The sequence below is a fragment of the Streptomyces sp. NPDC051567 genome, from assembly GCF_044454165.1.
Taxonomy (GTDB): Bacteria; Actinomycetota; Actinomycetes; order Streptomycetales; family Streptomycetaceae; genus Streptomyces.
Window position 1 is genome coordinate 1 of sequence record NZ_JBITDK010000028.1, and the last position, 25,798, is coordinate 25,798.

The 25,798-nt window shown below is 71.6% G+C and carries 24 protein-coding genes and 1 riboswitch; of the genes, 7 read left to right on the forward strand and 17 right to left on the reverse strand.

Annotated features, from left to right (window positions below):
• Positions 1-123: 123 nt before the first annotated feature.
• Positions 124-339: a DUF397 domain-containing protein gene (locus ACIA5F_RS24985; protein ID WP_399356586.1), complete on the reverse strand. Its 216-nt coding sequence runs from the start codon at positions 337-339 to the stop codon at positions 124-126.
• On the reverse strand, positions 336-1,199 hold the full coding sequence (locus ACIA5F_RS24990) for a DUF5753 domain-containing protein (RefSeq protein ID WP_399356588.1): 864 nt from the start codon (positions 1,197-1,199) through the stop codon (positions 336-338). Before ACIA5F_RS24990 ends, ACIA5F_RS24985 begins: the two co-directional genes overlap by 4 nt.
• A gap of 249 nt (positions 1,200-1,448) precedes the next feature.
• On the opposite strand from ACIA5F_RS24990, the gene ACIA5F_RS24995 reads away from it, so the two are divergent.
• Positions 1,449-1,889 carry an ATP-binding protein gene (locus ACIA5F_RS24995; RefSeq protein ID WP_399356709.1) on the forward strand — a complete coding sequence of 147 codons (441 nt, stop codon included), beginning with the start codon at positions 1,449-1,451 and terminating at the stop codon, positions 1,887-1,889.
• Positions 1,890-2,004: 115 nt separating this feature from the next.
• Here the strand turns inward: ACIA5F_RS24995 and ACIA5F_RS25000 are convergent, their stop codons facing one another.
• From ACIA5F_RS25000 to ACIA5F_RS25010, 3 genes are read right to left on the reverse strand one after another with little or no spacing between them, the layout of a single operon-like run.
• Entirely contained in the window at positions 2,005-2,847 is an 843-nt protein-coding gene (locus ACIA5F_RS25000; RefSeq protein WP_399356590.1) for a helix-turn-helix domain-containing protein, read from the reverse strand.
• A 7-nt stretch (positions 2,848-2,854) separates the two neighbouring features.
• On the reverse strand, positions 2,855-3,379 hold the full coding sequence (locus ACIA5F_RS25005; RefSeq protein WP_399356592.1) for a DUF6879 family protein: 525 nt from the start codon (positions 3,377-3,379) through the stop codon (positions 2,855-2,857).
• Positions 3,351-3,758 (reverse strand): hypothetical protein, encoded by a 408-nt coding sequence (locus ACIA5F_RS25010; RefSeq protein ID WP_399356594.1) that lies wholly within the window; start codon positions 3,756-3,758, stop codon positions 3,351-3,353. Before ACIA5F_RS25010 ends, ACIA5F_RS25005 begins: the two co-directional genes overlap by 29 nt.
• Positions 3,759-4,023: 265 nt before the next feature.
• Between ACIA5F_RS25010 and ACIA5F_RS25015 the strand changes: the two genes are divergently transcribed.
• Positions 4,024-4,455: a hypothetical protein gene (locus ACIA5F_RS25015; protein ID WP_399356596.1), complete on the forward strand. Its 432-nt coding sequence runs from the start codon at positions 4,024-4,026 to the stop codon at positions 4,453-4,455.
• Positions 4,456-4,624: 169 nt separating this feature from the next.
• Positions 4,625-5,284, forward strand: a complete 660-nt coding sequence (locus ACIA5F_RS25020; RefSeq protein ID WP_399356597.1) for a class I SAM-dependent methyltransferase — start codon at positions 4,625-4,627, stop codon at positions 5,282-5,284.
• An 86-nt stretch (positions 5,285-5,370) separates the two neighbouring features.
• On the opposite strand, the gene ACIA5F_RS25025 is transcribed toward ACIA5F_RS25020, so the two are convergent.
• The 7 genes from ACIA5F_RS25025 to ACIA5F_RS25055 all read right to left on the reverse strand — a co-directional run bounded on the left by ACIA5F_RS25025 (position 5,371) and on the right by ACIA5F_RS25055 (position 12,977).
• Positions 5,371-6,315, reverse strand: coding sequence for an exopolyphosphatase (locus ACIA5F_RS25025; RefSeq protein WP_399356599.1), 945 nt, complete (start codon positions 6,313-6,315; stop codon positions 5,371-5,373).
• Positions 6,312-6,890 (reverse strand): DUF501 domain-containing protein, encoded by a 579-nt coding sequence (locus ACIA5F_RS25030; RefSeq protein WP_399356601.1) that lies wholly within the window; start codon positions 6,888-6,890, stop codon positions 6,312-6,314. Before ACIA5F_RS25030 ends, ACIA5F_RS25025 begins: the two co-directional genes overlap by 4 nt.
• Before the next feature lie 117 nt (positions 6,891-7,007).
• The gene (locus ACIA5F_RS25035; RefSeq protein ID WP_399356603.1) at positions 7,008-7,502 is read right to left on the reverse strand and encodes a septum formation initiator family protein; all 495 of its coding nucleotides are present in this window, start codon (positions 7,500-7,502) and stop codon (positions 7,008-7,010) included.
• Between the two features lie 175 nt (positions 7,503-7,677).
• The gene (gene eno, locus ACIA5F_RS25040) at positions 7,678-8,964 is read right to left on the reverse strand and encodes a phosphopyruvate hydratase (protein WP_399356605.1); all 1,287 of its coding nucleotides are present in this window, start codon (positions 8,962-8,964) and stop codon (positions 7,678-7,680) included.
• A 390-nt stretch (positions 8,965-9,354) separates the two neighbouring features.
• Complete coding sequence (locus ACIA5F_RS25045; protein ID WP_399356607.1) at positions 9,355-10,077, reverse strand: transglycosylase family protein; 723 nt, start codon at positions 10,075-10,077, stop codon at positions 9,355-9,357.
• Positions 10,078-10,080: 3 nt separating this feature from the next.
• A riboswitch (cyclic di-AMP (ydaO/yuaA leader) is annotated at positions 10,081-10,250 on the reverse strand.
• A 276-nt stretch (positions 10,251-10,526) separates the two neighbouring features.
• On the reverse strand, positions 10,527-11,558 hold the full coding sequence (locus ACIA5F_RS25050) for a transglycosylase family protein (protein ID WP_399356609.1): 1,032 nt from the start codon (positions 11,556-11,558) through the stop codon (positions 10,527-10,529).
• 135 nt (positions 11,559-11,693) lie between these two features.
• Positions 11,694-12,977 carry a cytochrome P450 gene (locus ACIA5F_RS25055; RefSeq protein ID WP_399356711.1) on the reverse strand — a complete coding sequence of 428 codons (1,284 nt, stop codon included), beginning with the start codon at positions 12,975-12,977 and terminating at the stop codon, positions 11,694-11,696.
• Between the two features lie 196 nt (positions 12,978-13,173).
• Here ACIA5F_RS25055 and ACIA5F_RS25060 point away from each other — a divergent pair, with 196 nt between their 5' ends.
• Positions 13,174-14,373, forward strand: coding sequence for a globin domain-containing protein (locus ACIA5F_RS25060; RefSeq protein ID WP_399356611.1), 1,200 nt, complete (start codon positions 13,174-13,176; stop codon positions 14,371-14,373).
• 25 nt (positions 14,374-14,398) lie between these two features.
• Here ACIA5F_RS25060 and ACIA5F_RS25065 read toward each other — a convergent pair whose 3' ends face one another.
• From ACIA5F_RS25065 to mfd, 3 genes are all read right to left on the reverse strand, one after another.
• Positions 14,399-15,433 carry a nucleoside triphosphate pyrophosphohydrolase gene (locus tag ACIA5F_RS25065; RefSeq protein WP_399356613.1) on the reverse strand — a complete coding sequence of 345 codons (1,035 nt, stop codon included), beginning with the start codon at positions 15,431-15,433 and terminating at the stop codon, positions 14,399-14,401.
• A 28-nt stretch (positions 15,434-15,461) separates the two neighbouring features.
• A complete protein-coding gene (locus ACIA5F_RS25070) occupies positions 15,462-16,085 on the reverse strand; it encodes a SurA N-terminal domain-containing protein (protein ID WP_399356615.1) in 624 nt (207 codons plus the stop codon).
• A gap of 280 nt (positions 16,086-16,365) precedes the next feature.
• On the reverse strand, positions 16,366-19,899 hold the full coding sequence (mfd, locus tag ACIA5F_RS25075; RefSeq protein WP_399356617.1) for a transcription-repair coupling factor: 3,534 nt from the start codon (positions 19,897-19,899) through the stop codon (positions 16,366-16,368).
• A 257-nt stretch (positions 19,900-20,156) separates the two neighbouring features.
• Between mfd and ACIA5F_RS25080 the strand changes: the two genes are divergently transcribed.
• The 3 genes from ACIA5F_RS25080 to ACIA5F_RS25090 are packed head-to-tail and all read left to right on the forward strand — an operon-like array spanning position 20,157 to position 22,230.
• Entirely contained in the window at positions 20,157-20,402 is a 246-nt protein-coding gene (locus ACIA5F_RS25080) for a type II toxin-antitoxin system Phd/YefM family antitoxin (protein WP_399356713.1), read from the forward strand.
• Entirely contained in the window at positions 20,399-20,767 is a 369-nt protein-coding gene (locus ACIA5F_RS25085) for a type II toxin-antitoxin system VapC family toxin (protein WP_399356619.1), read from the forward strand. Before ACIA5F_RS25080 ends, ACIA5F_RS25085 begins: the two co-directional genes overlap by 4 nt.
• Positions 20,768-20,823: 56 nt before the next feature.
• Positions 20,824-22,230, forward strand: coding sequence for a DUF2079 domain-containing protein (locus ACIA5F_RS25090; protein WP_399356621.1), 1,407 nt, complete (start codon positions 20,824-20,826; stop codon positions 22,228-22,230).
• A gap of 105 nt (positions 22,231-22,335) precedes the next feature.
• Here ACIA5F_RS25090 and ACIA5F_RS25095 read toward each other — a convergent pair whose 3' ends face one another.
• Positions 22,336-24,909: an ABC transporter permease gene (locus ACIA5F_RS25095; protein WP_399356623.1), complete on the reverse strand. Its 2,574-nt coding sequence runs from the start codon at positions 24,907-24,909 to the stop codon at positions 22,336-22,338.
• Entirely contained in the window at positions 24,906-25,694 is a 789-nt protein-coding gene (locus ACIA5F_RS25100) for an ABC transporter ATP-binding protein (RefSeq protein ID WP_399356625.1), read from the reverse strand. Before ACIA5F_RS25100 ends, ACIA5F_RS25095 begins: the two co-directional genes overlap by 4 nt.
• Between the last annotated feature and the right edge of the window lie 104 nt (positions 25,695-25,798).

The following is a 25,798-nucleotide window of genomic DNA, read 5'->3' on the forward strand; positions in this document are numbered from 1 at the left end:
CGCGCGCCGCCCCCCCCGGGCGCCGCCCCCCCCCCCCCCCCCCCCCCCCCCCCCCCCCCCCGCGCGGGGGGGGGGGGGGGCCGGGCGGGGGGGGCGCCCCCCCCCCCCCCACGCCCAGGTCCGCTACAGCGCCCCGCCCTTGATCCCCGCGACCAGCCCGCCGAACGCCGCGTACGAAACCAACAGCGCAGGCCCAGTCGGCTCCTTACTGTCCCGCACCGCGACGACCCGCGCCCCGGCATCGACGATCCCGCACTCGACACACTGCGCGCCGGTGTCACTTCGCGACGACTTCCACCAGGACACAGGGAGGGTGGAGGCGTCGTCAATGTGCTTCATAGGGCGTTCCTTATCTCGTTGATCATTTTCGCCGACTTCTGGACCGAGGTGGCGGCGGAGGTGAGCCGCTGCGCGGCGTCCCGGTACGTCACGACCTGCTCGTTCCCCTCGATGTACAGGGCGGCCGTCAGCGACTCCGTGTGCACGACATCGAGGTCCGCGTGGTCGTCGAAGCCCAGGATGGAGAAGCTGCCAAGCTGTCCGACGTGGGGAGGAGTGTCGGAGGGCAGCACCTGGATGTTGACGTTCGGACGCTTACCCAGCGCCAGCAACCGGCCGAGCTGCTCGTGCATGATGTTCGGGTCCTCGGTCCGGGTCCGCAGTGCGGCTTCGGCGATGACGGCCCAAAGTGCCAGCGGCTCCTCACGGGTGAGGATCGCCTGTCGGGCAAGGCGGACTTCGACGAGGGCATCGACCTTGGCCTCCACTGCCTCGGACATGGCGGTCGCCCTGATGATCTCCCGCGCGTACTCCGCCGTGTGGAGCAGGCCGGGAATCGCACCAACCTGCCAGGTGGTGATGGAGGTTGCTTCCGCTTCGAGTGAGATCAGATCCTCGTAAACCGGGGTCAGCACCCCTCGGTACGAGTGCCACCAGCCGCGTTGCCCGCCCTCCTTGGTCAGGGTCAGGAGCGCCGTGCGCAGTTCGTCGTCCACGTCCCTGCCGAGCGCGGCGTACAGATCGAGCAGTTCCGCGATGTCTTGTGGCTTGGCAGCGACCTTCGCGGTCTCCAGGCGGGACAGCTTGTGCGTGCCGAACTTCCCGCCGGACTTGTCGGCGACCTCGTCGAGGGTGAGTGACCCGCGCAGGTCGCGAAGCTTCCCGCCGAGCCTGCGTCGGCGCACCGTAGGAGCGCTCACCGGTTCCCCTCCCTGATCCACTGTCCCGGCCGACAGTCTGCCGTGCCCGCACATCGAGTGTCACGTAAAGCCGACACCCACACCGACGATCACTCAAGTACGTGCAATTTTGCATTCACCCGTGCGGGGCATTGCTGCCTGCTGCCACCGAGGAGCAGCATTCAGTGACGACAAGACGCACTGATCGCGCTGGCATGACCATGCTTCGCGCTTCTCAGGCATGCACTGGAAGGGAATCGCATGGCGATCATGCCTCCGGCCAGAAGGAAGCCGTCCGGTAGCCCATCGACCGACCTGCCGTCCCAGCTCACGCTTACCGACGCGCCCGAATCCGCACAGCTTGCTCGCACGTACGTCCGCGACTTCGTCACCCATCACATACCGGACGTCCCCAAGGAACGGATGTACGACATACAGCTCGTCGTCTCGGAACTGGTCACCAACGCGTACCGCTACGGGACCGAGCCCGGGGACTTCGTGCGGGTCGTGCTCGATGCCGGACCCGGGCGGGTTCGTGTCGAGGTGCACGATCCCTCGCGGAGGCGGCCTCGCCTCAAGGCGGGGAGTGAGGAACGGCAGCGGGGGCGGGGGCTGTTGATCGTCGAGGCGCTCGCTCACACGTGGGGCGTCGACGAGCTGCCGATGGGCAAGTCCGTCTGGGCCGAACTCCACTGGGCGGCGGCCGGCTGAACTCACGACCACCGGGCCGCCGGGACGTGACGGCGCCCCGGCCGGTTCGCCTGGACAACCCTCACGTCCGCGTTCACGGTGGCCGAACCGGCGTCCCGCGACGATCAGCGACCGTTCAGCCGTCGAGACTTCCGAGGGCCCGTGTGATCAGCGTGCGCGCCGGGGCTCCGTACACGGCCGAGCGTTTGAGCAGGTCGAACGCTCGCGCGTACAGAGCGATCTCCTGCGGTTGCGTGACCGAGAACTCTGCGGAGTACGTCTCCACCAGGACGAGCTTGTCGTCGAACATCGAGAAGGAGTTGCCGGGCCAGATGTGCAAGGGCGCGGACTTCGGCACGAACCCCAGGCTCAGCCGGTGCAGCGGCATGACAGCGAGCAGGCGGTCGAGCTGGCCTCTCATCACCTCGGGGCCACCGAAGTTGGTGTAGAGCGCTTGCTCGGCAAGCAGCACATTGAAGACCCGGTCGCCCTCGTAGAGGTACCGCTGCCGCTCCATACGTCTGGCCACGGCGGCATCCGTGTCGTCCGGGATGCCGTAGAAGTCGATCACCTGCCGGAACGTCTCAGCCGCATACTCGGCGGTCTGGATGGTTCCCCACACGAGGGTGGGATGCCAGATCCGGAACACACGGGTCCTCGCATAGACCGGCAGGGCTCTGCGCTGCCTGGGCTCGGCGCCGGCGTGGAGCTGGCGCCTCCATTCGAGCCAGAGTTCTTCGATGTGGCGGATCGTGGCGATCAGGTCATCGACCTGATCGTCGGTTCCGGTGTGCCGGCACCAGGCCCTGATGTCGTCCTCACCGGCGTTCTGCTTGCCGTTCTCGATCCGGGAAACCTTGGATTCCTGCCACCCGGTGACGGCGGCGAACGCCCGGCCGCTCGGGAACCCCGCGTCCTTACGGAATCCTCGCAGCCGGGCGCCCAGCGCCTCCCGGGCCTCTTGTGCGCGGTTGCTCACGGACGGGTCAGGGCCTGTACTCGGCGTGAGGTACCGCGAGGCCCCAGAGCCGGTCCCGTACCAGGACGCACTCGGCGACGGTCTGCGGATCTTCGACCACCTGCGAACCGAGTACGCGCCCGGCCGCGTCGAAGTGCCCGACCGCGAGCAGGCGGTCGTCGTAGAGCCACCAGTCGTTCCCGCCCGAAGGGAACGTGAGGCCGGCCGGAAGCCGGTGGCGCGGCAGCCATCGGATGTCTTCACCGGCCGCTACGTTCAAAGAGGTGAGTGAGTGCTCCCATCCGACGTACTGGCTGTGGGGCTCGGTCACGACGCGCACGCGGCGGACCGTTCTCCCCTCACTCCTGACGCGCTTCATGAGCGTCATCCACGGATCGAGCCAGGCGAAGTCATCCGGCTCGCCACGCTGCCAGCGCGCGTACGGTGTGTCCTCGACGGGCGAACCGTAGTCGTCCCGAAGTTCCAGGTGGAACGCGTCCCTCTCGAAGCGCTCGAACAGCCCGTCACGCTCGGCGCTGGTGATCAGCTCCACGATTCCCCTCCAGTAGGGCCTTGATCAAGGCCGTGGGTACCTCGACGCAGGTCTCGTAGTCGGGCATGCGCATCTGGCTCAGTGCCTCGGCATCGCGCATCTCCGGGCCCAGGACGACACAGGTGCCCTGTTCGGTCACCAGCATGATCGGGGCCTCGAACCTCTTGATCCCGCCCGAGGGCAGACCGTCCTTCGTCAAGTGCTCGAACAGCTCGGTCGGAACCTCGACCACCGTGTGTCCTGACGGTATGTCGAGCCGCATCAACAGGTCCCGCGCGTAGACCTTCCAGCCCTGGATCACATAGGTGTCCTGGTCGCTGGCGTACAGGGTGGGGCTGTCTCCGGGGGTGGAGTTCTTACCAAGGAACCGTAGTTTCATGGCCGCTCTCCCGTCCGCTGCCTTGCGTGGGTTTGCATAACGAGCCGATCGTCGACGAGCTGTTCCCCCCAGTCAACCGCCCTGCCGCAAACTCGCGCAATGTTGTGGAGGGTTGGCGGGTCGGCGCCTTACGGTCCTCCCAGGGGCCGCTGGGCAACGCACGCGGTCCCCCGCACGCCCCTCCCCGCTCGCCGTCGGCTCCGACAGAACCGCATCCGACGAGCGGGGAGGGTTCCGCAAGATCCGTTCGAGCGGGAGGTGCCCCATGGGTACAGCAGCAGTCCGTGATCCGAGGAAACTGCTGGGCGAGGAGGTGTGGGAGAGGGAGATCAAGCTCCTCACCCGTGACCACCTCATGGATTCCGTGATGGCCGGCCGTCTGCTCGGCCAGGCCGTCGCCTACCTGATCACCGCCATGGAGACTCTCGGCGAAGGTCTTCGGCTCGGGTGTGGCGAGTTGGTCGACGTGGCCGTACACGCGCTCATCCTGGACACGGCGAACTACGCCGCGTTCTGCGACACCTACAACAGCGGCACGTTCCTCCACCACATCCCCGAGATCGACCGCAAGGCCGACGGCACCGTGATGCGGACGGCCGAGGTCGTCGCGCAGCACGGGTTCGAGGTCGACTGGCCTCTGTGGGAGCGGGACTCCGCGAAGTGCTCCCCCTGCGCACAGGGCACGAACTGCCACTAGCACCACCGCTTGAAGAGCCGACGGCACCCTTCCGGGGGGCCGTCGGACCCCGTGGGGGGGGGAAGCGTGGGGGACTCGCGACGATCATGCCGGTGCGTGAGTAGCGTGAAGGCCGTCGGAGCCAGACGGTACGGATCGCTCAGTCACGAGCCGGCGAGGGATCTGCTGCATGAGCGTCGAAAACTACTGGGACCGCTACGCGTCCGGAGCGGTCACCAAGATCGGGTCGGTCGAGGACTCGGTCGACAAGGGATTCGGTTGGACACAGTACGACCGTCACGGGCCGGGCGAGGAACTGCTCTGCCAGCCCGACACCGCGTTGGAGCTGGGGTGCGGGAGCGGTGACGAGGTGGCCTACCTCGCGCGCAAAGGCATCGAAGCCACCGGCCTCGATCTCTCTCCACGGCAGATCCAGTACGCCCAGGAACGATGGAGCGGGGTGGAGGGGGCCCGCTTCCTGCTCCGCGAGGCCGTGGACTACCTCACGGAGACCGACAAGACGTTCGATGCGATCTATTCCGTGTGGGGCGCCTTCTGGTTCACGGACCCGCGTCGGCTTCTCCCTGCCATCCGGCAGCGGCTCAGTGCGCGAGGGGTCCTGGTCTTCTCACAAGCACCGGCTGTCGAGGGCTGTTACGGCCCCCAGGGGATGTACGGCAACGGCTTCAACGGCAAGATCCTCCCCGTGCGGCGGTGGGCATATTCCGAGGAGATGTGGCGGGGCATCCTCATGAACTACGGATTCCTGGGCGTCGAGGCCCGCGTCGTCGAAGCGCCCGACCCCGAACACCTCGGCACACTGATCGTCCAGGCCAGGACCGGACCGTGACGCCCTCACCGCGCCCACAGTGACATGACGGTGCCCCTGGCGGGTTCGCCGGGGGCACCGTCACAGGAGCAGTCCGTCAGGTCGTCTCAGGCGGCGGCCGACCAGGCGATGCCGTCGAGGATGTCGTGTTCCGAGACGACGACCTCCTCGGCGCCGGTGCGTTCCATGACGGCCAGCAGGACCAGCGCGCCCGCGCCGATCACGTCCACGCGGCCGGGGTGCATCACCGGGATCGCCGCGCGTTCGGCGTGGGTCGCCGCCAGCATGCGTTCGGTGATCTCGCGGACCTGCGCGTAGGAGATCCGGGAGTGGTGGATGGCCTCGGAGTCGTACGCGGCCAGCCCCAGCGCGATCGCGGCGACCGTGGTCACCGAGCCCGCCAGGCCCACCAGGGTGCGGGCCTCGGCCAGCGGGACCGTCTCGGCGGCGAGGTCGAGCGCCGCCTCGATGTCCGCCCGGACGGCGTCGGTCTGCGCCCGCGTCGGCGGGTCGGTGACCTTGCCGTCCACCGTCAGGTGGCGTTCGGTCATCCGGACGCAGCCCACGTCCACGGAGCGGGCGGCGCGGACCCGGTCGTCGCCGACGACGAGTTCGGTCGAGCCGCCGCCGATGTCCACGACCAGGTAGGGCCGGGTCAGGTCGGTGCGGCCGGTGAGTTCCTTGGTGGCGCCGGTGAAGGAGAACTCCGCCTCCTGGTCACCGGAGATCACCTCGGGCTCGACGCCCAGGATGTCCAGCACGCCCCGGACGAACTCGTCGCGGTTCTCCGCGTCCCGGGAGGCCGAGGTCGCCACGAAACGCACCCGCTCGGCGCCCAGCTCCTCGATGACCGCCGCGTACGCGCGGCAGGCCGCGAAGGTCCGCTCCAGCGCCTCGGGGGCGAGGCGGCCGGTGCGGTCCACGCCCTGGCCCAGGCGGACGATGGTCATCCGCCGGTCCAGCTCGACGAGCTGGCCCGTACCCGGGTCGCAGTCGGCGACCAGCAGGCGGATGGAGTTCGTCCCGCAGTCGATCGCCGCGACCCGCCTCACGCCCGCCCCTCCGCCGGCTCCTCGTTCGAACCCTCCGTCGGCTCCTCCTGCGCGCGCTGCGCGCACGGGGTGACGCAGGCGCCCTTGGCCCACCACTCGGGGAGCATCGCCAGCGCCTCGTCGCCGAAGGGGTTGACCCCGGGTCCGGCGGCGAGCGAGTGGCCCACCAGCACGTGCAGGCACTTCACCCGGTCCGGCATCCCGCCGGCGCTCGGGAAGCCCTGGAGCACCTCGATGGCGTCGCGGCGGCCGATGTAGTCCTCGTGCGCGGCGCGGTAGGCGGCGGCCAGCTCGGGGTCCTCGGCGAGCCGGGCCTGCATCTCCTTCATCACGCCGTTGGCCTCCAGCGTGCCGATGGCACCGGCGGCACGCGGGCAGGTCAGGTAGTACAGCGTCGGGAAGGGGGTGCCGTCGGGGAGCCGGGGGGCGGTCTCCACCACGTCCGGCTGGCCGCAGGGGCAGCGGTGCGCGATGGCGCGCAGCCCGCGCGGCGGGCGGCCGAGCTGCTGCTCGAACGCTTCGATGTCCGCGTCGGTCGGCTCGGTCCGGTCGGTCTGGGGCGGGGGAGTCTGCATGCCTGGAGGAAGTCTCTTCGTTCGCGGTGCTATGACGGATGGACGGATGGGTGGACGGACGGGGCGGGACGGGCGGGACGGGCGGGACGGGCGGGACGGGCGGACAGGTCTACGGGGTCAGCCGCCGGGGCGGTCGGCCTTGTCGACGCCGTCCCACACGTTCGAGTACCACGGGCGGTCGCTGCCGGTGCGTCCGCCGCGGGGGCGCTCGGTGGCCCCGGCCCCGGGGTCGGGATCGGTCATGATGTAGCCGATCTCCCCCGGGCGCAGGAAGTGCAGGTGCCTGCGCGCCTGCTGCTCCGCGTAGGCGTTGTCCTGCCAGCGGGCCTTCTCGTCGCGCAGCCGCTCCAGGCGGCCTTGCGCGGCGGCGGCGGCCTGCTGCTGCTCCGCGATCTCCGAGCGCTGGGAGACGTACTGGCGCATCGGGTACGCGAGGGCCACGACCAGGGTACAGAGGACGAGGACCAGCAGGGCGGCGCGGCCGGTGAGCCGGCTGCGGCGGATCTGGCGGCGCGACTGGGAGCGGTAGACGTGGGCGGCGGTCCGCTCGCCGAGCTGCCTGAGCCTGGTCGCCGTGGAGAAGGTGGAGAACCGGTCCCGGTTCCCGGCCATTGGTCCCGCCTCCCCTGTGTGCGCGTGCACGCGGTCGTGTGCGTGTGTGCCGTGGACGTGCGTGCCGTGTATGTGCGTGCTGTGTACGTGTTGCGCGCACTACGCAATACGTCCCCGCACACGGTACGGGACCGAGTGCGGGGACGTACGGAGGCGTGGACCGTTGAGGCGCGGTTCAGCCCTTGAAGCGGGGGAAGGCCGAGCGGCCCGCGTACACGGCGGCGTCGTCGAGGATCTCCTCGATGCGCAGCAGCTGGTTGTACTTGGCGACGCGGTCCGAGCGGGCCGGGGCGCCGGTCTTGATCTGGCCGCAGTTCACGGCGACCGCGAGGTCGGCGATGGTGACGTCCTCGGTCTCGCCGGAGCGGTGCGACATCATGCACTTGAAGCCGTTGCGCTGGGCCATCTCGACGGCGTCGAGGGTCTCGGTCAGCGAACCGATCTGGTTCACCTTGACGAGCAGGGCGTTGGCCGAGCCCTCCTCGATGCCACGGGCCAGGCGCTCCGGGTTGGTGACGAAGAGGTCGTCGCCGACGATCTGGACCTTGGAGCCCAGCTTGTCGGTGAGGATCTTCCAGCCCGCCCAGTCGTCCTCGTACAGCGGGTCCTCGATGGAGACCATCGGGTACGCGGAGACGAGCTCCTCGTAGTACTCGGTCATCTCGGCGGCCGAGCGGGACTGGCCCTCGAACTCGTACTTGCCGTCCTTGTAGAACTCGGACGCGGCGACGTCGAGCGCGAGCGCGATGTCCTTGCCCGGGGCGTAACCGGCTTCCTTGACGGCCTCAAGGATGAGGTCCAGGGCGGCACGGTTGGAGTCCAGGTTCGGGGCGAAGCCGCCCTCGTCGCCGAGGCCGGTGGACAGGCCCTTGCGCTTCAGGACGGACTTGAGGGTGTGGTAGACCTCGGCACCCCAGCGCAGCGCCTCGGAGAAGGACTCCGCGCCGATCGGGGCGATCATGAACTCCTGGATGTCCACGTTGGAGTCGGCGTGCGACCCACCGTTGAGGATGTTCATCATCGGAACGGGCAGCAGGTGCGCGTTCGGGCCGCCGAGGTAGCGGAAGAGCGGGAGGTCCGAGGCCTCGGACGCGGCGTGCGCGACGGCGAGGGAGACGCCGAGGATGGCGTTGGCGCCGAGCGAGCCCTTGTTGTCGGTGGCGTCCAGGTCGACCATGGCCTGGTCGATCAGGCGCTGCTCGGTGGCGTCGTAGCCGACGAGCTCCGGGCCGATCTGCTCGATGACGGCGAGGACGGCCTTCTCGACACCCTTGCCCATGTAACGGTTGGGGTCACCGTCACGGAGCTCGACGGCCTCGAAGGCACCGGTGGAGGCGCCGGACGGAACGGCAGCACGGCCGGTGCTGCCATCGTCGAGGCCCACCTCGACCTCGACCGTGGGGTTGCCTCGGGAGTCCAGGATTTCCCGGGCTACGACGACGTCGATGGACGGCACGAGCATCTCCTTCTGGGATGTGACGCGGGGTGTGCGGTGGCGTGTCAGGCCGTGGGATGGCCTTGCCGCCTAGAGCCTAACCGGCTCCGGGCACTCGGTCGGCCGACTGCCCGGGTCCTGGGACGAAAAAGGGCCCGAATACCCCTCTTCCAGGACATAGGGCCCTTGATCCGTCGCCGTGGAACCCGTGCCCGACGGCCGTGCTCGCCGGGCCCGCCGCCGGGTGCGGGGACCGCCGCGAACGCCGCCGCCCGGCGCGTGCGGTGACGCGCCGGGCGGCGGAATTCTGCGGGGCGCGAACACGCCCGGGGCTGCTGCCGGGAGCGGGCGCGCCCGCTCCCGCGGCGGTCACCGCGGGAGGGGGGTGCGCGCCCGCGGCGGCTGCCGCGAGGGGGGTCAGCTGAGCTTGAGCTTCTGGCCCGGGAAGATCAGGTCGGCGTCCGCGACGATGTCCTTGTTCAGCTCGTAGAGCTTCTCCCAGCCGCCGGTGAAGCCGTTGGCCTGGGCGATGGTGCCGAGGGTGTCGCCGGAGCGGACCTCGTACGAGCCGACGCCGGTGCGGGGCGACTCGGTCTTCGGCGCGGTCTTCGGGGTGGCCGGGGCCGGGGTCTTCGCGCCGGCGACCGGGGTGCGCTTGGTCTCCTGCTTGGGCGCGGCCTTCGACTCGGTCTTCTTGGACTCGGTCTTCTTCTGCTCGGTCTTCGGCTTGGCCGGAGCCGGGGTCTGCGCGCCGCCACCGGTGTAGGCGGAGTTGGACAGGCCCACGCCACAGGACGGCCAGGCGCCCTTGCCCTGGCCCTTGAGGACCTTCTCGGCGATGGCTATCTGCTGGGCCTTCGACGCCTGGTGGGCCTGCGCGGCGTAGGTCTTGCCACCGAAGGCGGCCCAGGTGGAGGACGAGAACTGCAGGCCGCCGTAGTAGCCGTTGCGGGTGTTGATGGACCAGTTGCCGCCGGACTCGCACTGCGCGACGCGGTCCCACTCGGAGGCGGTGGCGGCGGTGGCGGTGGTGGCGGTCATCAGGGGGGCCGCGACGGCGACACCGGCGACACCGGCGAGCGTGACGATGCGGGTGGCCTTGGAGGCGCGGCGGTGCTTGCCCTTGCCGGAAAGCAGCATGAAGTTTCTCCTCACCGACGCCTTCGAGGTGAGCTGTCGGGTTCGGGCGGATGAGTTGCCCGGCCGCGCGACTGGCGCGCTGCTTAACCCCAAGCCGGTCCCCACCGTCTCTCGACGGCCGTTCCCGGCGCCTACCTTGGTTCCCCCGCTCCTGCCTTCGGCGCTTGACGCGACGACTGTTACCTCCGGCCGCCGGCAGGATTCGGCGATGCGGTCGAAGGAGCCCACGGTGGTGGGCGATTCAGAAGGTAGACAGGTCTCTCCCCGATGTTCAACGAGCGCCATCGGGGAGAAACAGCCCTTACTTGCGCTCTCCGTGAGGACGTTTGCGCAGGTGAGGGCGGGGTTTCCGGAAGCTCCGGGGCGGGACACACCAGTTGACCGGAAGAGACACATGTCTCACTTACGGAAAACCGACATTCACCCGATTCCGGATGTCCGAAGTGCCGTTATTTACCGTTTAGATCCAGATTTTGGCCGGGCTTGATCAGATCGGCGTTCCCTCCGATGACCTGCTCGTTGGCCGCGTAGAGCTCGTTCCAGCCGCCCTTGAGCCCCCTGGCGTCCGCGATGGCCGTCAGGCTGTCGCCCGCCTTCACCTGGTACGTGGGCCCCGACGCGGCGTCAGGGGCGCCGGGCGCCTCGTCGGCCGCCGGGCCGCGGTGCTTGCCGCTGCCCTCGGCCGGGAGCGTGGCATCGGCCGGGGCGCCGGGGACGGCGGGGACGGACGGGGTGCCCGGGACGGACGGGGTGGTGGGTGTGCCCGGGGTGGCGGGGGCGGTGGGGTCCAGGGAGCCGCCCGGCACCGGCGGTGCGGTCGGGTCCGCGGGCAGGCCCGGGGCGGTGGGGTCCGGGGAGGGGGCCGGGACGCCCGGGAGCGTGGGGGAGGTCGTCGGCGCGTCCGGCTCGGGCATGACGGGCAGTCCGCTGTCCGGCGCGAGGGGACCCTCGGGGACCGGGAACTGGGCGCCCGGGGTCGGGGCCCCGAAGTCCGTGGACGGCGTACCGGAACCGGTGGTGGGCACGGCGTGGTCCGGCCGGGTGGGGCTGGGGGCGACGGGGCCGGAGCCGCCGGGCAGCCCCGGGTCCACGTCCGCCGCGGGGCCCTGGGCGCTGAGCCCTGCCCGCGCCCCGCACTCCTGCCAGACCTGCGGCCCCTGCGCGGCCAGCACCCGTTCGGCGACGGCTATCTGCTGGGAGCGGCTGGCGAGGTCGGGGCGCTCGGCGAAGTCGCGCCCGCCGGCGCCGTGCCACTGCTCCGCGGTGAACTGGAGCCCGCCGTACGCGCCGCTGCCGGAGTTGGAGCTCCAGGTGCCGCCGCTCTCGCATTCGGCGACCTTGTCCCAGGTCGCGGTGGGGGCGGCGGACGCCTGGCCCGCGGCGAGGAGCGGCAGGGCGAGCGCGGAGCCGGTGACCCCGGCGGTGACCATCATCGCGGGGACCTGGCGGGGGCGTCTGTGGCGGCCGTTTCCGGAACGCATGAGTGCACCTTTCGCATAACGGCTGGGTAACGGCAGAACCTAGCGGCCTTCGAACGGTTGTCACAAGTTCCGGCGGGACGCGGGTCCGGCGGACCCGGGCGGCCGGACCCGGGGCGGCCGGGCATCGGGCGGGGGTCAGCGGGTGCCGGGCGTGAAGCGCACCGGGAGCGTGCGCAGGCCCCGCATGATGAGCCCGCCGCGCCGGCGCAGGTCGGCCGGGTCCACGGCCAGTTCCAGGTCGGGAAGGCGTCTGAGCAGGGTCGCGAGGGCGACCTGCCCCTCCAGCCGGGCGAGCGGGGCGCCCACGCAGTAGTGGATGCCGTGCCCGTAGCCGAGGTGCTGGTTGTCGGTGCGCGCGAGGTCGAGGGTGTCCGGGTCGGGGAACCGCGCGGGGTCGCGGTCGGCCGCCGCCAGGACCACCAGGACCGGGTCCCCGGCCGGGATGTCCTGCCCGCCGAGGGTCAGCGGCTCGGTCGCGTACCGCCAGGTGGCGAGCTCCACCGGGCCGTCGTAGCGGAGCAGTTCCTCGACGCCGGTCTCCAGCAGGCCGCTCTCCCCGGCCGCCAGGGAGGCCTGGAGGAGCGCACGCTGATCCGGATTCGAGAAGAGGGAGTATGCCCCGTTTCCTACCAGATTTACGGTAGTTTCGAAGCCCGCGAACAGCAGGATGAAAGCCATCGCCGTGGCCTCGGCCTCCGTCAGGTGGTCGCCGTGGTCGCTCGCCCGGATCAGGTCGGAGATGAGGTCATTGCCCGGATCATCCCGTTTGCGGTGGATGAGTTCCCCGAGGTAGTTCCGCATCCGCTTGACGGAACGGGCCACTCCGCCGCGCGGCCCGCCGCCGTGGCGGATCATCATCCCGGCCCAGTCCCGGAAGTCGTCCTGGTCCTCGCGCGGTACGCCGAGCATCTCGCAGATGGCGTAGATGGGCAGCGGGAAGGCGAACTCGTGGATGAGGTCCGCCTCCCCCTTCTCCACGAACGCGTCGATGAGGTGGTCGGTGAGTTCCTGGACGCGCGGGGCGAACTCGGCGACCCGGCGCGGGGTGAACGCCTTCGACACCAGCCGCCGCAGCCGGGTGTGGTCCGGCGGGTCGATGTTGAGCAGGTGCGTCATCAGCTCCGCCTTGCGCTCCCCCGGGATGCCGGTGCGCCCCTTGGCGTGCGCGGTCCCCTCGTGGTGCGCCGGGTTCTTGCTGAGCCGCTGGTCGGCGAGGGCCTGGCGGGCGTCGGCGTACCGGGTGACCAGCCAGGCCTCGACCCCGCTGGGGAGCTCGGTGCGGTGCACCGGGGCGTGCTCGCGCAGCCAGGCGTACGCCGGGTACGGGTCGGTGGCGAACTCCCGGTCGAACAGCGCCGGGCACTGCGGGACGGACGGGCCCTGCCCGTCCGGAGCACCGTCCGGGGCACCGGCCGGGATGTCGGTGTCGGCCGGGGCGGGCGGGTCCTGGGGGGCGGAGGGGCCGGCCGGGGTTGCGGGGGTCTGCTCATGCACCCGACGACCGTATCCCGGCCCGCGCCCGCCGCCCGATATACCCCCTTCGCCGCGGCTGGCCGCAGATCCCCCTTCACTTGACCTGAGCTTCCCCGGCATTCCTACTGTCGGTCCTGTGGACGTGAAGATCTTGAGAAGCAGCTTCGCCGTGGTCGAGCGACGGGCCGAGCACGCCGTCACCTTCTTCTACTCCCACCTCTTCTGGCACCACCCCGAGCTCCGGGAGCTCTTCCCCGTCTCCGTCGGGGAGATGGCCCGCCAGCGGGACCGGATCTTCGCCTCGCTCACCCATGTGATCACCCACCTGGAGAACGACTCCCTCCTCCCCTATCTCCAGGACCTCGGCCGCGACCACCGCAAGTTCCTGGCCCGCCCCGGCCACTACGCGGCCATCGGCCCCAGCCTCCTCGCCGCACTCGCCGCGGCCTCCGGCACCGCCTGGACGGCGGAGGCCGAGAAAGCCTGGTCCCAGGCGTACCAGCTGGTCGCCGACACGATGACGGCCGCCGCGGGCGACGGCGCGGACCCGCCGTGGTGGGACGCCGAGGTGGTCCGTCACCTCCGGTACGGGCAGGACACCGGCGTCCTGACCCTGCGCCCGCACACGCCCTTCCCCTACCTGCCCGGCCAGTACGCGAGCGTGAGCAGCACCCGGGTCCCCCGGACCTGGCGGACGTACTCCCTCGCCAACGCGCCCCGCCCCGACGGCACCCTCGACGTGCACGTCAGCCGCATACCCGGCGGGCGGCTCAGCACCGCCCTGGTCCGCGAGGTCCGCCCCGGCGAACGGCTGCGGCTCGGCGCCGCCGGGGGACGGTTCACCCTGCGCCGCGCCGACCGCCCCGTCACCTTCATCTGCGCCGGTACCGGCTGGGCGCCCGTGAAGGCCCTGCTGGAGGAGCTGGCCGTGCACCCTCCCGATCAGGACCTGCGGCTCTTCGTCGTCGCCCGGGACACCGCGCACCTCTACGACCGGCCGTTCATCGACGCGTACGCCACCGCCCTGGGCAAGATCGCCGTCACCTACCTCACGCCCGCCCCCGGACGCCACCGCGACGAGGCCACCGACCGGCTCGTCACGGCGCTGGGCCACCGGGCCCGCTGGCCCGACCAGGACGTCTACCTCAGCGGACCGGCCCCGTTCGTCGCGGAGAGCGTCCACCGCCTGGAGGCGCTGGGCGCGCTCCCGGGGCGGATCTTCCACGACGCCGTCCCCGCCCACGGGGACGGCGGACGCCCGCTCGGCTTCGCCGAATGGTTCCTGGACCGGCCCGCGCCGCACTGGCACAACCCGGCGGCCCGCACCCCCCTGGACCCCTGAACCGCCCCACCGGGGCGCGCACGCCCTACGCTTCGACGCCCTCGGCCGCGCGGATGGTGTCCCGGTAGGCGCGGGCGGCGGCGCGCAGGGCCGTCTCCGGATCGGTGCCCGCCGCCTCGGCGCGGACCGCCAGGGCCAGCAGCTCGTACCCGACGCCCTCACCGCGGGGCGGTTCCACGGCCACCGCGCCCGTACGGACCCGCCCGGCGAGCTGGGCGGCGAGCGCCAGGGCGGGCTGGGCGAGGGGGACGCCGTCGGTGACGGACTCCCGCCGCTTCTCGGCCGCCTTGGCCTCCCGCCAGAGCGCCTTGACCTCCTGCGGGGTGCTCGCCTCGGCGTCGCCGAAGACGTGCGGGTGGCGGCGGACCAGCTTCTCCACCAGGGTCGCGGCCACGTCGTCGACGGAGAACGCCTCGTCCGGGTCCGCCCGCTCCTCGGCGATCCGGGCGTGGAAGACGACCTGGAGCAGGACGTCGCCCAGTTCCTCGCGCAGGGCCTCGCTCCGGTTTCCGTCCTCGACGTCCTCGACGGCCTCGATGGCCTCGACCAGCTCGTACGCCTCCTCGATCGCGTACGGGGCCAGGTCGCGGTGGGTCTGGCGGGAGGTCCAGGGGCACTCGCGCCGGACCCGGTCCATGACCTGGACCAGGTCGAGGAGGCGGGCGCCGGGCAGGTCGTAGGAGCCGGGCAGCAGCTCCAGGGCGGGCATGGCGACCCGGCCGGAGCCGGCGAGGCGGGCCAGCCCGTCGGTGAGCCGCCGGTCGCCCTCGCCGTCCGGGAGCACCACGACCGTGCGCCCGCCCGCGCACGCCTCGACCAGCGCGTGCGCGTCCGGGCTCTCGTGCGCGACCGTGACACCCGCCTCCCGCAGGTACGGGAGCTGCGGGTGGCCCGGGTCGGCGCACAGCACCCGGTCCGCGGCGTGCAGGAGCTGCCAGGCCGGCCAGGACAGCACACCGGGGGCGACCCGGTGGCTGGTGGTCAGCAGGACGATGCGGCCGGTGGGCCCGGCGGGTGCGGGGGCGGCCGGGGCGGGCGGGGTGGATGCGTGGTCGGTCACCCGGCGAACCTACCTCCGCCCGCCCGGCTCAGACCCCGGCGGGGGGTTCCTGTCCCGGCTGGGTCCGCTGGAGGATCCAGGGGGTCTTCGCTGCGCCGAGGTTGATCTCCTGGGCGTTCCAGGCCCCGTAGCGCGGGTTGACCTCGATCCGCAGTTCCTTCGCGGCGGCCGCGGCGGGGGCGGCGAGCCCGGCGTTGCCGTACCGGGTGGTCAGCTTGGCGATGAGGACCCGGTCCCTCAGGTAGCGGTCGGTCTGGCCGGGGGTGACGGCGGCCTTCTCCAGGAGGAGTTCCCCGAACCGCTCCGGCCCGCCGTTGCCCTCGGCGTACTTCGTGTGCTCCTCCTCGATCTCCTTGGTGGAGACCGTGACCCCGGCGGTGGCGGCCATCCGGTCGAGGATTCTGCTCTGGAGCATCACGCTGAGCTTGGCCCGTTCCAGGCCCGGGGTGCCCGCGATCAGCTCGGCGGGCCGCGCGGAGCCGTTCTGGGCGGCGCGGACGTCGCTCACCTGGGCCTGGAGCGCGGAGGTCGTGATGCGTTCGCCGCCGACGACGGCCGCGGTGCCGGGCCGGGGCTGACCCGAGCAGGCGGACAGCAAAGGGGCCGCCACGAGGAGGGCGGCGGAGACGGAGAGCGCTGTGCGACGGTGCAAAGGAGCCTCCAGGGCCGGGAGATTGTGCTTCGGTGCACAAGGGCCGTGCGGTGACCGATGGTATGCAGTCGAAGTGATCCGGGCCACTGGTTCGGCCAACGATTACCCAGGTGCCGGACACCCGGGCGGCGGGACGCGGGTCCGCCCGGTGGACACCCGCCGCGCGGGCGGACGCGGAGCCTTCCCCCCGCACCCGCCGCCCACCGCACCCGCCGCACCCCGCGCCCCGCCCCGCCCCGCCCGCCGCGCCCGGCGCCCGCGCGGGGGCCCGTACCGTCCGTCAGCCGAGGATCGTCGTGAGGAACTCGCCCGTCCAGGCCAGCAGTTCCCGGCCGACCAGCGGCTTCCCGCCGATCCGGCCCGTCTTCGGGCGCGGGACCAGCACCTGCGAGGTGGCCGGCTTGAGGACCGTCCCCGGGTAGAGCCGCTTCAGGCGCAGCTCCTGCGACTCCCGCAGCTCCACCGGACCGAACCGGATGTTCGGACCCTGCAAGGTGATGTCCCCGACCCCGCACGCCCGGGCGAGCATCCGCAGCCCGGCCACCATCAGCAGGTTCTCCACCGGCTCCGGCAACGTGCCGTACCGGTCGGTCAGCTCCTCGCGCACCGCCGCCACATCGGCCTCCGAGGCCACCGACGCGATCGACCGGTACGCCTGCAACCGCAGCCGCTCGCCCGGCGCGTAGTCGTGCGGGACGTGCGCGTCCACCGGCAGCTCGACCTTGACCTCCAGCGGCGGCTCCTCCCGCTCCCCGCCCTCGACCGCCGCCCGGTAGTCGGCCACCGCCTCGCCCACCATCCGGATGTACAGGTCGAACCCGACGCCCGCGATGTGCCCGGACTGCTCGCCGCCCAGCAGGTTGCCCGCGCCCCGGATCTCCAGGTCCTTCATCGCCACGTACATGCCCGCGCCCATCTCCGTGTGCTGGGCGATCGTCGCGAGCCGCTCGTGCGCCGTCTCCGTCAGCGGCTTCTCCGGCGGGTACAGGAAGTACGCGTACCCGCGCTCGCGGCCACGCCCGACCCGGCCGCGCAGCTGGTGCAGCTGGGAGAGACCGAAGGTGTCGCCGCGCTCCACGATCAGGGTGTTCGCGTTGGAGATGTCGATGCCCGACTCCACGATCGTCGTGGAGACCAGCACGTCGAACTTCTTCTCCCAGAAGTCCACCACCACCTGCTCCAGGGCCTGTTCCGACATCTGCCCGTGCGCCGTCGCGATCCGCGCCTCCGGCACGATCTCCCGCAGCTTCGCGGCGGCCCGGTCGATGGACTCCACCCGGTTGTGGATGTAGAAGCACTGGCCCTCGCGCAGCAGCTCCCGGCGGATCGCCGCCCCGATCTGCTTCTCCTCGTACGGGCCGACGAAGGTGAGCACCGGGTGGCGCTCCTCCGGCGGGGTGGTGATCGTCGACATCTCGCGGATGCCGGTCACCGCCATCTCCAGGGTGCGCGGGATCGGCGTCGCGGACATCGTCAGCACGTCCACGTTGGCCCGCAACTTCTTCAGCTGCTCCTTGTGCTCGACGCCGAACCGCTGCTCCTCGTCGACGATGACCAGGCCCAGGTCCTTGAACTTCGTCTCCTGGGAGAACAGCCGGTGCGTGCCGATGACCACGTCCACCGAGCCCTCGCGCAGCCCCTCCAGGGTGGCCTTGGACTCGCTCTCGCCCTGGAACCGCGAGAGCGCCTTCACCTTCACCGGGAACTGGCTGTACCGCTCGGAGAAGGTCCCGAAGTGCTGCTGCACGAGGAGCGTGGTGGGGACGAGGACGGCGACCTGCTTGCCGTCCTGCACCGCCTTGAACGCCGCCCGCACCGCGATCTCGGTCTTGCCGTAGCCGACGTCGCCGCAGACCAGCCGGTCCATCGGGACCGACTTCTCCATGTCCTCCTTGACCTCCGCGATGGTGGTCAGCTGGTCGGGCGTCTCCGCGTACGGGAAGGCGTCCTCCAGCTCCCGCTGCCAGGGCGTGTCCGGGCCGAAGACATGGCCGGGCGCGGCCATCCGCGCGCTGTACAGCCTGATCAGGTCGGCGGCGATCTCCTTGACCGCCTTCTTCGCCCGCGCCTTCGTCTTGGTCCAGTCGGCGCCGCCGAGCCGGTGCAGGGTCGGGGCCTCGCCGCCCACGTACTTGGTGACCTGCTCCAGCTGGTCGGTGGGGATGTAGAGGCGGTCGCCGGGCTGGCCGCGCTTGGCGGGCGCGTACTCCACCAGGAGGTACTCGCGGGTGGCGCCCTGGACGGTGCGCTGCACCATCTCGACGTAGCGGCCCACGCCGTGCTGCTCGTGGACGATGTGGTCGCCCGCCTCCAGGGTGAGCGGGTCGATCGTCTTGCGGCGCCGGGTCGGCATCCGGCCCAGGTCCTTGGTGGCGGTGCGCTGGCCGGTCAGATCGGTCTCGGTGAGGACGGCCAGCTTCAGCGCCGGGTCGACGAAACCGTTGTCGAGACAGCCGCAGGCGACATGGACGAGCGAGGGCTCCAGCGCGCGCAGATCGGCCTCCAGCCGGGCCGCGATGCCCTCGCCGCCGAGGACCTCGACGGTACGGGCGGCCGGACCGTGGCCCTCGGTGAGGTAGACGGTGTGCCAGCCGTCGGCGATCCACGCCTTGGTGTCGGCCAGCGCGCGGGCGGTGTCGCCCCGGTACGCCTCGGGGGCGCGCATACCGAGCGTGAGGGTGTCACGGCCGGTGGCCGCGTCCTCGTCGGCGGCGAACGGCGAGACCGACCACCACATCATGCCCAGCTCGCGGGCGCGCTCGCGGACCTCCGCGATCCCGCGCAGCGAGGCCGCGCCCACATCGATGGGCGCCTCCCCGCCGCCCGCGGTGGCCGCCCAGGAGGCCATCAGGAACTCCTGCGAGGTCGCGACCAGGTCGGCGGCGCGCGTCCGGACCCGCTCCGGGTCGCAGACCACCGTCATCGCCCCGGCCGGCAGGACGTCGATCAGCAGCTCCATGTCGTCGACCAGGACCGGCGCGAGGGACTCCATGCCCTCGACGGCGATCCCCTCGGCGATCTTGTTCAGCAGCTCGCCCAGCTCGGGGTGGTCCACGGCCAGGGCCGCGGCCCGCTCGCGGACCTCGTCGGTCAGCAGCAGCTCACGACAGGGCGACGCCCACAGCCCGTGTCCGGCGATCTCCAGGGACCGCTGGTCGGCGACCTTGAAGTACCGGATCTCCTCGACCTCGTCGCCCCAGAACTCGACGCGCAGCGGGTGCTCCTCGGTGGGCGGGAACACGTCGAGGATGCCGCCGCGCACGGCGAACTCCCCGCGCTTCTCGACCAGCTCGACGCGCGCGTACGCGGCGGCGGCCAGCGCCCGCGTCACCTCGCCGAGGTCGGCGCTCCGCCCCTGGCGCAGGCTCACCGGCACCAGCTCCCCGAGCCCCTTGACCTGCGGCTGGAGCACGGACCGGATCGGCGCGACGACCACGGAGACGGGCCCCGTCGACGGGTCGTCCTTGCTCGGGTGCGTCAGCCGGCGCAGCACGGCGAGCCGCCGGCCCACGGTGTCGCTGCGCGGGCTCAGCCGCTCGTGCGGCAGCGTCTCCCAGGACGGGTAGTCGGCGACCTCGTCCGGGGGCAGCAGCGACCGCAGCGCCGCGGCCAGGTCCTCGGCCTCGCGCCCGGTGGCGGTGACCGCGAGGACGGTCCGCTCGGTGCGCCGGGCCAGCGCGGCGATCGCGAAGGGCCGCGCGGCGGCCGGGCCGACGAGGTCCACGTGCATGCGGGTGCCGTCCCCGGCCGCGGTGACCGCCTCGGTGAGGGCGGGGTCCCGGGTGACGGCGTCGAGCAGTCCGTACAGGCTCATTGGGAGAGGCTTTCGTCCGAGGGGCGGGCAGGGCACGGGGCAACGCGAAGGACCCGACACGTCACACGGGCCGGGGCTCCCCACCCTACGCCCGCCCCCTCCCGGCCCCCGCCCGGAGAACCACTGCGCGCCGCCGGGCGGACGGGCCTGCGGGAAGGAGGTCCGGGTCCCCCACAAGGGTGACGAAGCTGGCGCCGGACGGGGCGGTCCCGCCACGCTTGGTTCAGCAGTTAGTCCACCTCTGCCCTGGAGTACCCATGGAAGCGGCCCGGCAGTACAACGTCCACGAGGCGAAAACACACCTCTCCAAGATCCTGGAGGCCGTCGCCACCGGCGAGGAAGTGATCATCAGCAAGGCGGGAGAGCCCGTGGCCAAGGTGAGCTCGCTGTCCGGGAAGATTCACCGGACCGACTATGGCTCGCTGAAGGGACAGATCGAGATCGCCGACGACTTCGACGAGCTGCCCGACGGATTCGCCGAGGCGTTCGGAGTCAGCGCATGAAGCTTCTGCTCGACACACGCGTGGTCCTGTGGTGGCTCAACGGCGAGCTGCCGGACAAGACACGCGACCTCCTGGCCTACGAACGCTCGGTGTACATGAGCGCCGTGACGCCCTGGGAGCTGTCGGTGAAACAGGCGACGGGCAAACTCAAGAGCCCGGAGGACCTGGCGGTGCGCGCCCGGGACACCCAGTTCCTGGCACTCCCGATCGTCTCGGAGCACGGCATCCGCGCGGGACAGCTCCCCTCCCACCACAGGGACCCCTTCGACCGGATGCTGGTCGCCCAGGCCCAGAGCGAAGGGCTGACCCTCGTCACCAGTGACGCGTACATCCCGCTCTACGATGTCCCCGTACTGACCGTCTGAGCTCGCCGCGTCGCCTTCCGCCGGGGAGACGCCGACCGGCCGAGGAGCACGAGCCAGTGACGAGTGATGCGATAGCCCGCCCGGTATCCGTGGTGCGGGCCCCGGCGACGCCGGACCGAGCCCGCTGGGCGGGGCCCTGGGCCGTGGCCGCCGGGCTCCTCCCCGTCTACCTGGTGATCTCCCTCGGACGCTACCGCCGCATGGACTGGCCCTCCTGGGACCTCGGCATCTTCGAACAGGCCATCCGCGCCTACGCCCACCTCCAGGTGCCCGTCGCCGACCTCAAGGGGCCCGGCGCCCACATCCTCGGCGACCACTTCAGCCCGGTCATCGCCCTGATCGCCCCCGTCTACCGGGTCTTCCCCGGACCCGTCACCCTCCTCGTCTGCCAGGCCCTCCTCTTCGCCCTCTCCGCCGTCCCCGTCACCCGCGCCGCCACCCGCCTCCTGGGACGGCCCCGGGGACTGGCCATCGGCATCGCCTACGGGCTCTCCTGGGGCGTCCAGCGGGCCGTGGAGTTCGACTTCCACGAGATCGCCTTCGCCGTACCCCTGATCGCCTTCGCCCTGGAGGCCCTCCTCGCCGGACGCTGGCGGGCCGCCCTCCTGTGGGGGCTGCCGCTCCTGCTCGTCAAGGAGGACCTCGGCTTCACCCTCACCGCCCTGGCCCTGGTCGTGGCCCTGCGCGCCCGGCCCACCGACCGCCGGGCCGTCCGGTGGGCCCTCGGCGTCGCCGCCGCCGGCGCCGTCCTCGCCGTCCTCGTCTTCACCGTCGTCATACCGGCCTTCGCCACCGCGGGCTACGGCTACTGGCACAAGATCGAGGACACCGGCCCCCTCGACGGCCTCGGCACCAAACTCACCACCCTCGCCTGGGTCCTGATACCCACCGCCGGACTCCTCGCCCTGCGCTCCCCCCTCCTGCTCGTCGCCGCACCCACCCTCGGCTGGCGCTTCCTCTCCGGCGACGACCACTACTGGTCCACCGACTGGCACTACAGCGCCGTCCTCATGCCCGTCGTCGCCCTCGCCCTCGCCGACGCCATCGACACCACCCAGCGCTCCGCCCGCCCCTGGCTGCGCTCCTACGCCCGCCAGCTGCCCACCGCCGTCCTCGCCGCCTCCCTCGCCCTCGCCGCGACCACCCTGCCCAGCGCCCAGCTCGCGAAGGCCCGTACGTACGAGAGGCCCGTCCGCGCCGAGGCGATCGAGGCCCTGCTCACCCAGATCCCCGACGGCGCGAGCGTGGAGGCCGACACCACCTCGCTGACCCGGCTGACCTCCCGCTGCCGCGTCTTTTGGATCGGCGACACCCGCGGCGTGGTCCCCGACTGGATCGCCGTCGACAACTCCTCCGGCTCGATCGGCGAGGACCCCACCGCCTACGCCCGCCAGCTCCACCCGGGCGAACGCTTCACCGTCGCGGACCGGGCCGCGGGCGTCGTCCTGATGCGCCGCGGCTGACCCACCCGCACCACCCCGCACCGCAAAACGCACACGACCGGCCCCGGCCCGCCCTGACGGGCGGACCGGGGCCGGCGCTCCTCCCCCCTACGACCGCGACCCCCGCTACTCGCTCGCGATCGCGTTCAGCACGTTCATCCGCCCCGCCCGGAAAGCCGGGACCAGCGCGGCGAACAGACCCACCAGGGCCGAGGCCGCGAACACCCCGAGGACCGTCGGCCACGGGATCTCCAGCACCTTCAGCCCCTGGAGCACGAGGAGCTGCTGCGCGGCGACCCCCCAGCCCATGCCCAGCCCCAGACCCAGCAGCGCGCCGAAGAGGGCGATGACCACCGACTCCAGCCGGATCATGCGCCGCAGCTGACGCCGGGAGAGCCCGATGGCCCGCATCAGCCCGATCTCCCGCGTCCGCTCCACCACCGAGAGCGCCAGCGTGTTCACCACACCCAGCACCGCCACCACGACGGCCAGCGCCAGCAGCCCGTACACCATGTTCAGCAACGAGCCGACCTGGTCCTTGAGCGTCTGCTTGTAGTCGCTCTGGTTGTGCACCGTGTACTGCGGGTACGCCGCCAGCACCTCCTTGACCCGCGCGTACGCGGCCTTCTCCTGCCCCTTCTGCGCCCCCGCCAGCAGCATGAACGGGGTCGGCAGCCGGTCCGCCGGCAGGTTCGCCCGCGCGAGGTCGGTACTGATGTACTTCGCGCCCTTGTCCAGGTTGCCCTCGTCCTTGGTGATCGCCACGACCTTCAGCCGCACCGCGGAACCCCCGGTGAACGCCACCGTCAGCTCGTCACCGACCTTCACCCCGAACGCGGCGGCGTACAGCGAACCGACCGACATCGCACCCGGCCCGTACGCCGCCGCGTGCTCCCCCTCGGCCATCGTGCGCCGCACGTCCCGCGCGTACGACGGGTCCGTGGCGGAGAGCCGCTCCTCACTGACCGCACCCCCCGCGGTCGTGACCTTCGCCGCCACCTCACGGTAGGAGGTGACATGGGTCAGCCCCTTGACGGCGCGCACCGCCCGCTCGGCCTGCGGCACCACCGGCTGCCCGGTCTGCGAGGTGACCATGTAGTCCGCGCCGACCGACGTGTCGAGCTCCTCGGTGACCGAGGCCACCATCGAGGAACCGACCACCGACAGACAGGCGACCAGCGCCAGCCCGATCATCAGCGCGGCGGCCGTGGCACCCGTACGGCGCGGGTTGCGCAGCGCGTTGCGCTCCGCGAGACGGCCGACGGAACCGAAGGGCCGCAGCACCGGAGCGGCCAGCAGCCGCACCACACCGGCCGCGAGCAGCGGCCCGGTCACGATGAAACCGATGAGGGTCAGGACCACGCCCAGCGCCAGCCACAGCGACCCCGGACCGGCCTCCTCCGAGGACGCGGCCAGCAGCAGCCCGGCCACGCCCGCCCCCGTGAGGACCAGGCCGAGAACACCCCGGACCACACCCGCCCTGCGGTCACCGGGGAGACCGGACTCGCGCAGCGCGGCCATCGGGGAGACCTTCCCGGCCCGGCGGGCCGGCACGAAGGCCGCGACGACGGTCACGGCGATCCCCAGGACCAGCCCGGCGACCGGGGTCGTCCAGGCCACGGTCAGATCGTCGGTGGACAACTTCATCCCCATCTGACCCATGAGCTTCATCAGCCCCACGGCCAGCCCCACACCCGCCCCGACCCCGAGGACCGAACCCACCACACCGAGCAGGAACGCCTCCACGACCACCGAGTGGAGGACCTGCCGGCTGTCCGCGCCGATGGCACGCATCAGCCCGATCTCCCGGGTCCGCTGGGCCACCAGCATCGAGAACGTGTTGAAGATCAGGAAGATCCCGACGAGGAACGCGATCCCGGCGAAGCCGAGCATCACCCACTTCATGACGTCCAGGAAGGACCCGACCCCCTTGCGGCCCGCGTCCGCCGACTCCTTCGCCGTCCGCAGCGTGTACGTGTCCGCGCCCACGGCGGCGGCGATGTCCCGCTTCAGCTCCTCGTCACCGACCCCCGCCGCGGCCGTCACGTCGATGTGCGTGAAAGCACCGGGCACACCCAGCAGCCGGGCCTGGGCGGTGGCGGTGTCGAAGTGGACGACGGCCGCGCCCGGGTTGGTCACCGTGAAGGCGGCGACCCCGGAGACCGTGGCACGGAAGTCCCCGCCGACGGTGATGGTGCGCAGCTCGTCACCGAGCCCGATCCGGTGCTTGCGGGCCGTGTCCGCGTCCACCATCATCTCGGTCGGACCGCGCGGCGCGTGCCCGGAGACGATCTTCATGGACCTGAGCCCGGTCTCGCTCCAGTTGCCCGCGAGGGTCGGCGCACCCGTGGCCGAACCCACGTTCTCGTTCTTGGCGTTGACGACCGTGACGGACGGCGAGATCACCCCGCCCTCGGCCTTCGCGACCCCCCGCACCTTCGCGACCTGACCGACCACCGAACCGGCCAGCACCTGCGGACGGCCCGGATCACCGCCCTCCCCGCCCCCGGCCTCCTTCGGCGTGACCGTGACATCGGAACGGGTGACCGCGAACAGCTTGTCGAACGTCGCGTTCATCGTGTCCGTGAACACCAGCGTCCCGCAGACGAACGCCACCGACAGCATCACCGCCACCGCCGACAGCGCCATCCGCCCCTTGTGCGCCACGAAGTTGCGGCGCGAGGTCTTCATCACGGTCATGACGTCCGCCCGCGCGCGTCGAAGTCCTTCATCCGGTCCAGCACCTGCTCCGCGGACGGCCCGTACAGCTCGTCCACGATCCGCCCGTCCGCCAGGAAGATCACCCGGTCCGCGTACGAGGCGGCCACCGGGTCGTGCGTGACCATGACGATCGTCTGCCCCAGCTCGTCCACCGAACGCCGCAGGAAGCCCAGCACCTCCGCACCGGCCCGCGAGTCCAGGTTCCCCGTCGGCTCGTCACCGAAGATGATCTGCGGACGCGCCGCCAGCGCCCGCGCCACCGCCACCCGCTGCTGCTGCCCGCCGGACAACTCCGTCGGACGGTGCCGCAGCCGCCCCGACAACCCCACCGTCTCCACCACCCGCTCCAGCCACTCCCGGTCGGGCTTGCGGCCCGCGATGTCCATGGGCAGCGTGATGTTCTCCAGCGCGTTCAGCGTCGGCAGCAGATTGAACGCCTGGAAGATGAAACCGATCCGGTCACGCCGCAACCGCGTCAGCTTCCTGTCCTTCAACCCGGTGATCTCGGTGTCGTCCAGGTGGATGTGACCACTGGTCACCGTGTCCAGACCGGCCAGGCAGTGCATCAGCGTCGACTTGCCCGAACCCGACGGACCCATGATCGCGGTGAACTGCCCGCGCCGGATGTCCACGTCCACCTCGTCGAGGGCGACGACCCGCGTCTCCCCCGACCCGTACGCCTTGACGACCTTCCGCGCCCGGGCCGCGACGGCTCCATGCCCTCCAGTACCCCCGTGCCTGGTGTCGGTCAGAGCCGTTGTCACGGTGCTTCTCCTCGCTCGTCCGCGGACGCCCGCCCACGGGCGCCGCCTGCGTGTTTCCCGGCGAGCGGGTCCGCCCGCTTCGCCGTCATGAGTCTGTGGCGGCG